We start from the raw sequence: 14339 nt of genomic DNA on the forward strand, positions 1-14339 counted from the left end.
AAAATTGTTCTTGAAAACAAAATAAACTAACCAATAAATTTTAACCATTAACTATTGACAAAAAACACAGTTGCTGAGTTAATTTGCAAGCGCATTTTCTTCAATGCTAACAAAGAGTTGGACACATCTAAGGCTTGCTTGCGGGCTGTGCATAATGGGGTTAGTTAATAGAATATTATTTAACGCCTTTTCTGTTGTTATGATGGGTTTCGAAAGTTCGATGGAATAACCTCCCTATGCACAGCACTTCCGCAATTTTCGCCAAGATGTGTTACCCAACCCGTTTGTAATGCATTTCAGAAAATGCACTCTTCAATTGTGCAGTAATTTTAGGATGTTAATCATGTCAGAGTTGAGTTAACTGACCAGCCTCTAGAGGTGACGCTGAAACTGACAAATTTTGTCTAGGCTAATGGGGTAAGTTCACTAATTAATGAGATTGATAGAAAAAATGTCATTGACGAATACACTACTTACGGGGTGGTATATCTGCTCCGCAGAATTTACAGCGCACTCTTTCCCGTCTTTTGCTCGCAGGGACAACCTGGTTTCTCTTGCACTTAGGGCATGTGCGTTTGAGGCCAAGAAGAGTACCGATAGCTGCCGGTATAAATAGTAGATTCATGACCCCTCATTTTTTTCGTGTGAATATGAAAATATGTTAATAGCTTCTGATATTTGCTCAGAAGAGCCAAGGACAAAAAGCACATCGTTGGACTGAAGCTGCATGTCTGCTCCGGGGTTGGACAATATTTGTGAATCCCGTCGTATTGCCACTACGGAAACCCCATAACGCCTTCTTAACTCGATCTGGGCAAGGGTTTTCCCAATTAGCGTTGAGCCTTGCGGGATTCTAAATGTACTTATATTGACATCATGAAGCTGAAGTTTCAAGTCAGAAAAAGATGCCGACGCTTTAGAAAGACTCCGAAACATCTCGTAACCATCTGCTCGCACCTCAGCAACCAGCCTTTCGATTTCATCTCTGGGCACAAGATATTTCGTCAAAACCCGAGTAAAGATTTCTACTGATGTCTCAAACTCTTCCGGGATGACGTCGTCGGCCCCTAATTCATACAGAGGCTTCATCTCTTGGAGATAACGGGTTCGTACGATCAAATGAAGTTTCGGATTAAGTCTCCGAATGACTTCAGTAATTCTGCGGGTTGCCGTTGGATCGTTAATAGCAACTACAACAATTCTCGCATCTTTAATGCCTGCGTACTGAAGTGTGGTCTCCCGGGTTGCATCGCCATAATGAATTGGTTCACCCTTTGCTTGTTCGCTTCTTACTGTTTCGGGGTTCATCTCAATGATTGCATAGGGGATGCCAGCTACTCTGGCGGCTCGTGCTACATTTCTCCCGTTCACTCCGAAGCCGATGATAATAAGGTGGTCTTTCCTGTCCATGACCTCTATGTCTGAAACAGGATAAAAGCCTGACACTAATCTTTTCGGCAGAGGCAACCGCAGGATGATATCCACTAGGCGGGGTGCCAAGGGTATAATGAAGGGTGTCGCCGCCATGCTAAGAACAGAGACAGATAGAAACAGCTGGTAAATATTTCCAGCAAGTAAACCGTGTTCAACACCGGCTCTTGATAAAATGAAAGAAAACTCACCGATCTGGCCGAGTGCAAAGCCGACTAAAATTCCGGTGCGAAGTGGGAATCCCAGTAAAATGGTAACAGAACCAGCGATGATGGCTTTCAAAACCAAAACGCTTAGTGTAATCAGCGTGATGATTCCTGGCTGCTGGAAGAGAAAACCGACATCAAGCATCATGCCAATGGAGACAAAAAAGAAGGTTGTAAAGACATCCCGAAAGGGTAAAATATTCCCGAGTGCATGGTGGCTGTATTCAGATGCAGAAATGACCAGTCCTGCTAAAAACGCGCCCAGGGCAAGTGATAGCCCTGCCTTGGAGGTTAGCCACGCAACCCCAAAGCATATTACAACCACGCTTAACAGGAAAAGTTCATGATTACGTGTTCTGGCGATTTGATACATCACCCGGGGAACAATCCATCTTGCAGAGACTATCACCAACAGTATGATGCCGATTCCTTTGGCCAGAAGAACGAGGAGGGATTCGCCTAAATTCCCAGTTGCTCCAGCCAGTAGCGGCGTGACCAAGATCATCGGAACAACAATAATATCCTGGAAGATAAGGATGCCAAGAGTTGTACGTCCGTGAGGGCTATCAACTTCGGCTCTTTCTTGGATTAGTTTGAGTACAATCGCCGTGCTACTCAGGGCTACGAGAAATCCGATAAAGACCGCCTCACCAAAAGCCTGGCCAAACTGCCTGGCTATGAACAAAGTAGCCGAAAAGGTTAACAACACCTGAAGCGAGCCGCCCAGCAAAACGGACTTCCTGATTTGCAACAGCCTTTCAAGCGAGAACTCGATCCCGATAGTAAAAAGCAATAACACAATACCTATTTCGGCTAAAATTTCAACTTCATGAATTGCCTCAATCAGTCCAAGTCCGTACGGCCCGACAAATATACCCGTAAGGAGGAAACCCACAACCGTCGGCAGGCGAAGTTGATGGCATATAAAGAGGACAGCAATGGACAGCCCAAATATGATGACTATGTCATTTAGCAGTGGTATTTCCATATTCTAATTTCATCTGTGTCTGGAGATATGTATCATAAGTTGAGTTGAGAATTTTGGGTTGTCGCATCCTCTAGGGAATGGGGCCAAAGTTTGTTCTCACAATGGTAGCTTAACATATCAAAGCTTAGGCTACATCTTTTTTGACAAACACCGGTGGTCTTTTCTCCTTTTTTGGGAGATCATTATAACAAAAAGGGGCGCCTTCTGGCGCCCCTTTTTGACTAAATATTATTTACCTAGCTTACCAGCCCAGGACATAGTAACGTACATAGATATAAACCATGGCTAAGGCAATGGTCATTATGGTTACTGGCACACCATATTTTAAAAAGCGGATAAAGGTAATTTTATGTCCTGCCTTTTCGCTCATACCAACGACAATAACATTGGCTGAGGCCCCAATGGGAGAACCGTTACCGCCCAGACAAGCGCCTAAGGCCAAGGCCCACCAGACCGGCATCATGGCTGCATGCTGGATGTGTTCCATCGTTGCTGCGTCAGTTAAGCCGTAAACCTTGTGGACCATATCAATGAGCAAGGGGTTCATGGTGGCCACAAAGGGGATATTGTCCACAATAGCTGAGGCAATTGCAGAGAACCAGACCAGGACCATGGACAGGGTGAGCATGTTATCCGGTTGGGGATTGGTTATTTGGATCATTTTTTGCGACATGAGCTCAATAAGCCCGACCTTGACCGTGCCGCCAATGATGATGAACAGGCCAATAAAGAAGAAAATGGTTGGCCATTCCACTTCGGCCAGGATTTCATGCGGCTCTTCTCCGGAGATGAGCAACAATGTGGCTGCACCCATCAAGGCTACTGTGGCCGGTTCATAGTGAAATACCCCATGCAGAATAAAGCCGATAACAGTTAGCCCTAGAACAAAGAGCGATTTTTTAAGCAAAAGAGGGTTTTTTATAAGCTCGTTTTCATTCATGGCCATGACGCGTTCTTTGTTTTTCTGCTCAACATGAAGACGCTTGCCAAAAATGATTTTCCAGCAAAGCATCCAGATAATAAAGATGATGATAACGGCCGGGGTTAGGTGGATAATAAAGTCCATAAAGTTTAGCCCCGCTTTAGATGCGATCATGATATTTGGTGGGTCACCAATTAACGTGGCAGTCCCGCCAATATTTGAAGCCAGGGCTTCGGTAATCAGGTAAGGAACCGGATCCACTTCCAGTTGCTCTGCAATTAACAGAGTTACCGGAGCCAGAAGAAGAACAGTGGTTACATTGTCCAGAAAGGCCGATCCAATAGCCGTAATCACGGCAAAGATGGCCATTATGGTATATGGTTCTCCTTTGGCTACCTTGGCAGATTTGATGGCTACGTATTGAAAAACCCCTGTTTTGGTCATAACATTGATGATGATCATCATTGAAATGAGCAAAAAGATAACGTTCCAATCTACACCAAGCTCAATGTCGTGCAGTGCTTCGTGTTGCAAAAGGATTTTTGTAATTAAAACCAGGGCAGCTCCAAACAGCGCCACTTTGGTCTTATGTACCTTTTCAGATACAATTACCGCATAAGATATGACAAAAATTAAGGTTGCCGTCCAAAACATTTATTCCCTCCCGTTTTTTGCAATTTTGATGCTTATGTAATTGAGCATTGGCGGTTTAAAAAATCGAATATTGGAGATAGATTAATTGCATGGTTCTTTTTGTAAATTAAGATTTGAACTTTACTCGAATTTATAAAACTTTTCACATAGAACAACTTTAGTCATTATTTCCTTCGTTTTGGAGATTATACAGATATTTTTTCTTATCTTCTTCCTTTTTTATCTTGGCCAGGTCAACTGTTTGTAGTTTTTTAAGATTACAGTTTAAACAGGTTTTGACCATATAGTTTAAAATGTCTCGTCGATGGACTTCACCCAGAAGTACGCCATCTTCATCCAGTACTGGGAGGGCATTTATTCTTTTTTCCACAATCAGAGCTTCTGCTTCCATGGCATGGTCTGTAGGTCTCAATGCTGTAAACTCAGTGATCATAATTTCTTTAGCTGTTTTACTTCTAGCAGCTTTTATACATTTTTTTAAAAAGTCATCACTGTCACTAAGGGAGCGGAGCAGATTGGAATCAATATAGCTTGGTAAAACGACCTTTAGGAGGTCATAACCTGTAATAATTCCTTTTAGTTTCAATTCGTCATCAACAACATATACTTGTCTGGGAGCTAGTTCAGCTATTTTACACATTAGTGTTTCAAAGTCACAGTTTGGGCTGACCAGCACCAGATTGGTGCGCATGATTTTCGAGATTAACATCTTCTCCTCCAAGGGGTTATTGGTTAAATGAGTAGTTGAGTGGGTAAAAGGTTGAGTAGTGGGGGAGTGGGGCAATTCTTCAAATTCCCCCTTTACCTACTCAACCCAATTAAGTCACTCAACTAATCTCCAGGTGCTTTATGTCTAGGGTTGGATATAGTCCCTTTAAAGGCCCGTCCGGATAAGGCTGGATAATATTAAAAGTAATGTCCTGTCCTTTTTGGGCATGCCCCTCTCCGTTTTTGCCGTCATAAAAAGCGCCATTGGCCTCTAATATATGTTCCAGGCGGTGTTTAAAGCCCTCAACAAATGCTTTGCCATTGCCCTGAAAAATCATGGCTCCTTTTTCTACTTTGCTGTCAACCCTAGCAAGTTCATCCAGATCAATGATATGTTTTTTTAAGTCTTCCCGGGAGCGAATAAGTCCCCAAATGAGATGGTTGGCCGGTATCTCCAGTGGTTCCTGGGCATCAATAATACAATGGGGCATGACAATGCTTCCCTCACCGATTGTGATAGGGGCATCTTTTTTCCCACAGACAAAGGAGTTGAATCCGACAAAGATGTTTTGTCCGAGTTTGGTATGGATGACTTTGCCGCCGTGAGCAGTAATATTGTTACCTTCAAGAGTTGAATTTATGATATAACAGTTTTCCTGGGCATTGGAGCCTTTGCCAAGAAAAGCGTTTTCCAGATAGGCCCTTTGTGCTACAAGGACATTTTCACCGATTTGCACATCCCCTTTAACCACGGCATAGGGACTGACTGAAGCTCCCTTTGCTGATGGAAGGGCTCCGGACGGGACATGTTCAAAAATATCTTCAAAGTCTTTTTTCCGGCTTTCAACAAAGTCTATGAGAATTCCCTTAGGCTGTTCTCCAGGCTTTAAGCTGATATAGGTCTTTAAACTTTCCAGTTGGAAACGATAACGGAAATCGAAATTTCCTTCCGAACGTACCCAGATTAGACCTGGTTCTACCCAGTGGTGAGCAAGTTCTCCTACCTGGACATAGGCATAGTTGCCTATGATACAGTCATGGACAGTGGTCAGGTCAACGGTGGCAAACGGGGCAATGAACGAGCCTTCTACAGGAGCGCCGTGAATATTGGCATAGTGCATGGACAAGGTATTTTTTATCCAGAACTCTTCTGGCTCTTCCGGATCATGGGAAAAACTATGAATAAGGGTTTTAATGAGGAAACTATCCCGGATTTTGATCTCCTCATCTTTGTGTAAAGGGATGTCTATTCCATCTACCTGAAAAGACTCTCCTTTGGTTTTCAGTTCATCACCGCGAACGTCTGTTTTATATAGTATAGAGTGTTCAACACTACATTTTCCTAGAAAATAACTGCCAGCAAGACTGGAATTAAAGAAATAAAAATGCAGTGGATGTCTTAAGGAAAGGCCGTAAAAGGCATAAAACTTTGAGAATTGCTCAATGGGAATGGTCTCCAGGATGTACTTACTGCAGTCAAAACTAGGTTCACGTAAGTTAACATTAATTCGATTGATGATGCGGTGCATTAACTTTGTTAGGCTGCTGTTGTTCATAATACCTCCTTTTTGACAGGGAGCGGTTTTACGAACCGTCACCTGCATTTTGTTTTATCCGGTTGTTACGGGCATACCCATTATTGGCCATAGTACATAAACCGCCAGTCCAACGACAATCATCAGTAATATACTGGCGGGAATTCCATATAAGAAGAACTCTCCGGTTGTAAACTGTTTTGAGTCGTAAGCAATGGCATTAGGTGCGGCGCCAACCAAGAAAAGGAATGGCATACCAGCGGTAACTAATGATGCATAAAGGATAACATCAGGAGCTACACCAAGATAAGGGGCAATAACCAGAGCTACTGGCAGGGAAATGGCAATTGCTGCCACGTTCATGATAAAATTTGTCATGAGCATGACAAAGAAGGCAATGCTCATGACAAAAATAAACCAGTGAGATTCCTTAAACATGTTCAACCAGTTGACAGCTAGCCACTTGGCTGCCCCGGTTTCCCAGAGACAAAAACCAATACTCATGGCGCCGGCAAAGAGGAGGATGATGTTCCAGGGGACTTCTTCAAGATCTTTGAGGTCCAGGATGCGAAGTATGAAGAATAAGATGGTAGAAAGCAGGATGATGGCTGTTTTATCAATGGCCTTTAGCTCCGGAATAAATGAGCGCAAGGACATGACCACAATTACGCCAATAACGATTATCCCGGCAATAATTTCGTCTCTGGTAATTGGGCCTAGCTGGGCGTTGAGTTCTTTAGCCTTCTCTCGAAGCCCGGGGATTCTGTCTTTTTCCGGTTTAAGAAAAATCATGAAAAATCCCCAGAGTAAAAAGGTCATGAGCCAACCAATAGGGGCCATGTAATATGTAAGCTGGAAGAAGGTTACGTCCTTGTTCACTATTTCGTTAAAAAAACCGAGAGCAACAGCCCCGCGGGCAGCACCAAGCAGGGTGACGATACTTCCAGCACCGGCCACATAAGCCATACCCATGAATAGACCCTTACCGAACTTTGTTGGCTTGTTGCCTTCGCCATATAGAGAATAAATGGCCAGAAGAAGGGGATAGATGGTGGCAGCTACAGCAGTATGGGCCATGAAATGGGTCATGGCTGCTGTGACCAGAAAGCATCCCAAGTAGATCATGCTTGTCCTTTCGCCCACAATCATGAGCATTTTATAGGCCAGTCTTTTGGTTAGGCCTGTCTTGGTGAATACAGTCCCGATGATTAACGAGGCAAAGATAAACAAGACTGATGGATCCATAAAATCTTTGAAAGCCACCTTAGCTGGACGGATAAGAAACATGGCCTGCAAGACCCCGATGGCCAGACTAGTCACACCAATAGGCACAACTTCAAAGACCCACCAGGTTCCAGCGAGCAAAAATACGGCTATTGCGCCTTTACCTTCTCGAGACAGTGGAAAATGTTTACCGAAAGGATCAATGGCATCGGGCCATTGCGGTGACTGGTAAACAATAGTGAACAGAGCAATGCCAAGAAAAATAAAAAGTACTCGTTTCCAATCAAATTTGTTGTCCAAGCTTTGCGCTGTCATCTATTAAACCTCCCTATTAATTTTCTGGTAGTGTACAGTTTTCAATAATAGAGCAGACAAGATTGAATAAATCGATGGACCTGAGCAGACCGATAAATTGACCTTGCTCATTGAAGACGATCAGAGCGTGACAGTGGTTCAAAATCATTTGGTGTGCGGCTTTGTCCAAGGTGGTGGTGGCAGATATGGTTTCAGATTTCTCTAATGGACGCATTATGTCTTTGATTAAAGTTTGCGGTACTTTTTTACATAGTTCTTCCAGGGGGTGTGCCCAGAGTTCATGAGTTTTTAAAATAGACTCCATAAAATCTGTACTATAGCCAAATCGGGAAAGATCTAGATCGGAGATTTCCCTGTATTTTGGCTCTATTCCTCTTAGAACATCCAGAATAGTCAACTGTGAAAGTACCTTGCCGAGTTTATCGACTACAATGATGGTCGTGTGGGTTTTTTCCTTAGTTTTTACGTGCTGTTGCTTGAGCTTTAAAATGGCTTCATAAAGAGTAGTATCTTTTGTTACACAAACGTACTCGTCTTTAGGGATCATGATATCTTGAACAAAAGTCCGTCTCATGTTTACCTCCTTATATTTCACAAAAGGATCGTCTTTGCTGTTAGTTTTGGATTTAGAATCTTGATTTTTTAATTGCTTTATTATGATATCGGACTAGATTGATGTGTCTACAAAAATTAAGGTGTTTACGATTTTGTTTTAAATTTTTAAAATTGATCAATTAAAATATACAATATTATCTCATTTAAAAAATATGGAAGATTTCACAATCTGAAACATTTTAAATTTAATATTTTATCTGAACAATTTTTCTGCATGACCGGCCTATTTATCTAATGCCTCATTAATCAGCTTGATTAACTTATTTAGGTCAAACGGAGTGTATAGATCATCAAAAACACCCATTTGCATGGCCTTGATGGACAGGTGGATGTGTTCTGTATCGTTTATAATAATTATTTGAACGTGGGGTAGTTTTTTTTTGATTTTTTTTATGATTTCCAACCCCTTATTTTGTAAACCATGCAAGTCGAGGATGACTACTTTTGCCTGAGATTGCCCAAGTTCCTCCAGGATATTTTCAAAGTTCTGAGCATGGAAAATATCGAACCCCTTTTCTTTGAGTCGAAAAATTAACTTTTGCAAAAAGAGGTTATTAGATTCGATAAGAAAGATTCTTTTAGCCATGCCAACCAACGTTTTTTTTTGTTAAAATTTTCTCAAAGCAATTTAGTATACAGCAAGGATGGTGCCAAGAAAAATGGTATGTTATTTTAATGTGTTGGATAAGGTGCGGGTTGCAGGTGAAACATAGTGAAAAGACATGTTTTTGTTGATGTTTTATTGTGAAACAAATTGAAAAGGCAACGATAAAAAAAAGGGGGGCTGTGCCCCCACTTTTTTTTATCGTTTAAAACGTGATTTAGTTCGTTCGCCTCGTTTTCGCGACGGTCCAGAACGAGCTGGACGGGCAAAAGAAGAAAGGTCTACTTTTTCACCGTTCTCCTCCTGAATAACAGCTGAACGACTCAGGCGAATCCGGCCGTTGTCTTCAATCTCTATTACCTTTACCTTTACCCTGTCTCCTACCTTTAGCAAATCAGAGACATTCTCGACCCTTTCTTTCGCTAGTTGGGAAATATGCACCAGACCGTCCACTCCGGGCAGGATTTCCACTACTGCCCCGAAGTCAAGAATTTTCTTCACCAGGCCCTCGTAGTTTTTGCCTAGTTCTGGTTTTTGGTTGAAAAACAGGATCATTTCAATAGTTTCATCCAGCGCCTTTTGCGAAGGTGCAAAGATGGTGATTTTTCCTGTATCTTCAATGTCAACTGAGGCGTTGGTAGTGGCAGTAATGGCCTTGATGTTTTTGCCGGATGGTCCAATAACATCTTTTATTTTCTCCGGCTCCACATAAATCACTCCCATCTTGGGGGCATAAGGTGAAAGCTCTGTCCTGGGTTTGTCCAGAACCTTGTTCATGGTTTCCAGAATATGCAGCCGGGCATCCTTGGCCTGGGCCAAGGCTTTGGCCATGATTTCAGAGGGGATGCCGGAAATTTTGATATCCATTTGAATAGCCGTGACCCCATCTTTAGTCCCGGCCACTTTAAAGTCCATATCGCCCAAATGGTCCTCATCGCCCAGTATATCAGTGAGAATAAAATAATCCTCGTTTTCCTTAATCAGTCCCATTGCAATACCGGCTACTGGTTCTTTAATGGGGACGCCTGCATCCATTAAAGCCAGGCTGCTTCCGCATACAGTGGCCATGGAAGATGAACCGTTGCTTTCCATGACTTCCGAAACGATTCTTAAAGTAAAAGGAAACTCTTCTGCAGACGGTAGAATAGGCAAGAGAGCCCGTTCAGCCAGAGCTCCATGTCCTATTTCTCGCCTCGATGGTCCCCGCAACATCTTTACTTCGCCTACGCAATAAGGAGGGAAGTTGTAGTGGAGCATAAATCTTTTTACGCTATCTCCAGCCAGAGTTTCAATGCGCTGTTCATCAGTGGTGCTGCCCAGAGTAGCGATACATAGAACTTTTGTTTCTCCCCGAGCAAAAATAGCTGAGCCATGAGTCCGGGGTAATATTCCCACTTCAATTGTTAGGGGTCTGACAGTTGTTAAATCCCGCCCATCAATTCTGGTTCCTGATTCCTTGATTTTTTTGCGTACAATCTCTTTTTCCAGTTCTTCCAGTATAGTAGAAACCATACTAAGTTTAGAAGAAGCGTCTGGTTCTTCAGAAAATTTTTCTGTCAGGGCTTCTATGACCTGGTTGTAGACTTCTTTTTTCGCCTGTTTGCGAGGAAGCTTTTCAGGGACTTCCAGAGCCTTACTTAAATCTGAATAAGCTAACTCCCGTACAGTACTTTTCAGGTTTTCATCTAGCTCAGGAGGAGTAAATTTCAGTTTTTCCTGACCACACCTCTGGCGAAGAGTTTCCTGGGCCTCTATTACTGGGAGTATTTTTTCATGTCCCCACTCAATGGCTTCAGCCAGGATTTTTTCGGGAAGGAATCTGGCTCCTCCTTCAACCATAACCACACCGTCTCTGGTAGCAGCAAGAACCAGATTCAGTTTACTTTGCTGGATCAGGTCTTGTGTGGGGTTCAGAACAAATTCTCCGTTAATATATCCGATTCTAGCGCCAGCAATCGGGCCAGAAAAAGGAATTCTTGAAATATGTAAAGCTGCAGAGGCTCCGGTCAAGGCCAGTATATCGGGATCATATTGGGGATCTGCCGATAAGACAGTGGCAATTATTTGTACTTCATCGCGGAAGCCATCAGGGAAAAGGGGACGAATTGGGCGGTCGATAAGCCGAGAAACAAGGGTTTCCCGTTCGCTGGGCCGACCTATCTCCCTGCGGAAATAGCCGCCGGGGATTCTTCCAGCAGCATAAGACATCTCCTGGTAGTTGACTACCAGGGGCATAAAGTCTGTTTCTCGGTCAAGGGTCTGGGTAACTGCAGTAACTAAAACAACGGTGTCACCGCATTGGACCCAAACAGCACCGTCAGCCTGTAAAGCTAGCTTTCCGCTTTCCAGGATGATTTCACTGCTTCCATAAGGTGCACTTACCCGAGATGAATCAAAATTCTGTTCCATTTTTTTCAAGTCCTTAAGTTTGTGAGAATAATTAGCTTGGCTACTTTTGCTCTCTTTTTTTGGTTTTATAGTTTTGAGTTTTGAGTTCTGAGTTGACTTTATATGCGTCCAAGATTTTACATTCCGTTTCAATAAAAATCAGAATGAAGATCAGAAGAGCGCATCAAACAAACTCAGAACTCAAAACTCTTCTCAGACACTCTATTTTCTAAGTCCTAACCGTTTGATGAGATTACGATATCTTTCGATATCTTTATTTTTCAGGTATTTGAGCAGGTTTCTTCTTTTACCGACCAGTTTTAAAAGCCCGGTGCGAGAATGGTAATCTTTTTTATGTACTTTAAAGTGTTCGGTCAGGTACTTAATCCTGGCGGTTAAAAGAGCTACCTGTACTTCTGGAGAACCAGTATCTCCGTCATGTTGCTTAAACTCATCAATAATCTTTGCCTTTTCTTCAGGGGTCATAACCACAGCAATATCCTCCTTGAGTTTTAGATTTTAGTTCTGCGTCCATAGTCCGCGCAAAATGGTCCACCTAAGCCGCCCATCCTTTACCTTGGCCTGAACCAAAGCCAGTTCCTGTCCTTTTTCATTCACTAGCAGTGCCCTGGCATCTTTTTTTTGTGGCAACTCTGGAACCAGTTCCGGATCCAAGGCATGGCCATGACGGATGAGCTTTTCTGCCTCGGTAGAAACAGTTGCCTGTGGCCAATGAGACAGGGCCTTGGGTATGGACAAAATAAAAGGTTCCAGTTGTTCCGCTTTTAAGACCTCCTCCAGGTCAAAAGCTTGTTCAAGCCCGAAAGGATGGCATTTTTCCCGGATGAGTTCGGTTAGAACAGCCCCGCACCCTAAGCGCTTCCCCAGGCTGTGGGCCAGGGAGCGTATATAAGTGCCCTGGGAGCAAGTCACCCGAAAATTTATTTCTGGCAAGTCTATGTGTATGACTTGTGCCTCAAAAATTTTTATTGCTTTTGTCTTTAAAGGGACCTTTTGTCCAGTCCTTTTTAGGACATAAAGTGGTTTCCCTTTATATTTTGCCGCTGATACAGGAGGCACCTCCTGTTCTTGAAGATTTTTCCAGTTCAGAATTTCCTGGACAACATCTTCCTCGCGGATATTGTCCCAGGGAAGTTCTGCTTCGATTTTCCCTTCAATATCATAGGTATCAGTGACAAGGCCAAGTCGTAAGGTCCCTGCATAGGTTTTTTTGCCTTGGCCTAAATAATTAGCCAGCTTCGTAGCCTGCCCGAATAAGACCAGAAGAACTCCTTGAGCTAAGGGATCCAAGGTTCCGGCGTGGCCGATTTTCTTTGGTTTAAATCTTTTTTTAATTCTATTTAGACACGCAGTTGAAGTAGGCCCTTTGGGTTTATTTAAAACCAGCACGCCACTGGGAAAAGTCGATGTGCGAGAGTCGAGAGTTAAAGAGGAAGTAATGTTATTCATATTTAGACAAATATTGGCTCACAGTATCTAAAACTTTTTCCTTGGCCTGGCTTAAGGACATTTCTAATGTCCCTCCGGATGCATTTTTATGTCCCCCTCCGCCTAAGGAACTGGCCATCTGTTGTACGTCTATTTTGCCGTATGAGCGGAGGCTGAACTTAATCTTTTCTGCCCCATCTTCGCGTAAACTAATGGCCACCTTAACACTTTTTATATTTCGTACGTAGTTTACCAACCCTTCGCAGTCCTCAACAGTGGAGCCTGTCTGTTTGAACATCTCTTCCGTAATAGTGATCAGGCCGATTTGGTCATTAAAATGCAGTTCTGTCCCCTGCAGAACTTTGCCCTGTAATTTGATCTTGTTTATAGTCCATTGTTTTTGCATCTGGGCATTCACGAGGCCAAAGTCCAGTCCTTGACGAATGAGATGGGCTGTAAGCTCCAGAACTTCTGGAGTTGTGTTGCCAAAGGAAAAGCCGCCAGTATCACTGGCAATGGCCAGATAGATAGCCTCGGCCAGAGGCCCCCGTAAAGGAACTCCTAATTTTCTGGCTATTTGGGCCACCATTTCTCCCACCGAAGAAGAACGAGGCTCGACCCAGTTGATTAGCCCAAAGTCAGGATTACCCAGGTGATGGTCAATATTGATGGTTCTAACCTTGGTTATCAGGTTCTTGATTTTTTCTCCAGGTCGACTGCTATCTCCACTATCAAGAACGATTAACCATTTAGGCTCTTGCTCGGGCAGTTCCTGAATGATTGGTCCCGGCAACTTTAACCAGCTAAGCCTTTGCGGTAGTCCAGACTCGTTATACAGAACAAAATTTTTTTTCAGGCTCTGTAAAATATAGCCCATAGCAGCCATAGCACCGACAGCATCGCCATCTGGATTGGCATGGGCTGTGACCAGAAAATGGTCGTTTTCTTTTATAACTGTTAGTATTTGCTCAAGGTTTTTGGTCATAGACCATTTCCTCAAGAAAGGTATCCCAAACAAAGCGCAGTTCAGGAACAAAACGCAGGCGCAAGTTTTGTCCAAGACTTGAACGTAAAAACCCCCGTGCGTGATTCAGAGCCTGAGTAAGTTCATCGGATTGACCATGAATATGGGTATAGAGCACTTCAGCCACGCTCATATCCCGGTTTAAACGCACTCCGCTTATAGTTATGAGTTGTAGACGAGGATCCTGAATGTCCTCGACCATAATTTTGGCCAACTCCTGCATGATCATGTCGGCCAGTTTTGCGGCCCGTCTTGAAGTTGCTCTACGCATTACTT

The 14339-nt window shown here is 43.2% G+C and carries 13 protein-coding genes; all 13 read right to left on the reverse strand.

The window, feature by feature from the left end; genetic code table 11:
- Nucleotides 1-469 precede the first annotated feature (469 nt).
- The 13 genes from KFV02_RS07420 to rbfA all read right to left on the reverse strand — a co-directional run bounded on the left by KFV02_RS07420 (nt 470) and on the right by rbfA (nt 14334).
- On the reverse strand, nt 470-625 hold the full coding sequence (locus KFV02_RS07420) for a hypothetical protein (RefSeq protein ID WP_252380912.1): 156 nt from the start codon (nt 623-625) through the stop codon (nt 470-472).
- Nucleotides 622-2625, reverse strand: coding sequence for a monovalent cation:proton antiporter family protein (locus KFV02_RS07425; RefSeq protein WP_252380913.1), 2004 nt, complete (start codon nt 2623-2625; stop codon nt 622-624). The genes KFV02_RS07420 and KFV02_RS07425 overlap by 4 nt, the downstream gene beginning before the upstream one ends.
- A 241-nt stretch (nt 2626-2866) precedes the next feature.
- A complete protein-coding gene (locus KFV02_RS07430) occupies nt 2867-4201 on the reverse strand; it encodes an ArsB/NhaD family transporter (RefSeq protein ID WP_252380914.1) in 1335 nt (444 codons plus the stop codon).
- Between the two features lie 157 nt (nt 4202-4358).
- A complete protein-coding gene (locus KFV02_RS07435) occupies nt 4359-4910 on the reverse strand; it encodes a CBS domain-containing protein (protein WP_252380915.1) in 552 nt (183 codons plus the stop codon).
- 118 nt (nt 4911-5028) lie between these two features.
- The gene (locus KFV02_RS07440; protein WP_252380916.1) at nt 5029-6465 is read right to left on the reverse strand and encodes a transferase; all 1437 of its coding nucleotides are present in this window, start codon (nt 6463-6465) and stop codon (nt 5029-5031) included.
- Nucleotides 6466-6519: 54 nt separating this feature from the next.
- Nucleotides 6520-7983 carry an SLC13 family permease gene (locus KFV02_RS07445; protein WP_252380917.1) on the reverse strand — a complete coding sequence of 488 codons (1464 nt, stop codon included), beginning with the start codon at nt 7981-7983 and terminating at the stop codon, nt 6520-6522.
- Nucleotides 7984-7999: 16 nt separating this feature from the next.
- Nucleotides 8000-8557 (reverse strand): CBS domain-containing protein, encoded by a 558-nt coding sequence (locus tag KFV02_RS07450; protein ID WP_252380918.1) that lies wholly within the window; start codon nt 8555-8557, stop codon nt 8000-8002.
- 264 nt (nt 8558-8821) lie between these two features.
- Nucleotides 8822-9184 carry a response regulator gene (locus KFV02_RS07455; protein WP_252380919.1) on the reverse strand — a complete coding sequence of 121 codons (363 nt, stop codon included), beginning with the start codon at nt 9182-9184 and terminating at the stop codon, nt 8822-8824.
- A gap of 216 nt (nt 9185-9400) precedes the next feature.
- Complete coding sequence (gene pnp, locus KFV02_RS07460; protein ID WP_252380920.1) at nt 9401-11611, reverse strand: polyribonucleotide nucleotidyltransferase; 2211 nt, start codon at nt 11609-11611, stop codon at nt 9401-9403.
- A gap of 201 nt (nt 11612-11812) precedes the next feature.
- A complete protein-coding gene (rpsO, locus tag KFV02_RS07465; protein WP_252380921.1) occupies nt 11813-12082 on the reverse strand; it encodes a 30S ribosomal protein S15 in 270 nt (89 codons plus the stop codon).
- A gap of 27 nt (nt 12083-12109) precedes the next feature.
- Nucleotides 12110-13060, reverse strand: a complete 951-nt coding sequence (truB, locus tag KFV02_RS07470) for a tRNA pseudouridine(55) synthase TruB (RefSeq protein WP_252380922.1) — start codon at nt 13058-13060, stop codon at nt 12110-12112.
- Nucleotides 13053-14024 carry a DHH family phosphoesterase gene (locus KFV02_RS07475; RefSeq protein WP_252380923.1) on the reverse strand — a complete coding sequence of 324 codons (972 nt, stop codon included), beginning with the start codon at nt 14022-14024 and terminating at the stop codon, nt 13053-13055. The genes truB and KFV02_RS07475 overlap by 8 nt, the downstream gene beginning before the upstream one ends.
- Nucleotides 14008-14334: a 30S ribosome-binding factor RbfA gene (rbfA, locus tag KFV02_RS07480; protein WP_252380924.1), complete on the reverse strand. Its 327-nt coding sequence runs from the start codon at nt 14332-14334 to the stop codon at nt 14008-14010. Before rbfA ends, KFV02_RS07475 begins: the two co-directional genes overlap by 17 nt.
- Between the last annotated feature and the right edge of the window lie 5 nt (nt 14335-14339).

Origin of the sequence: Desulfovulcanus ferrireducens (assembly GCF_018704065.1) — a bacterium.
Taxonomy (GTDB): Bacteria; Desulfobacterota; Desulfovibrionia; order Desulfovibrionales; family Desulfonatronovibrionaceae; genus Desulfovulcanus; species Desulfovulcanus ferrireducens.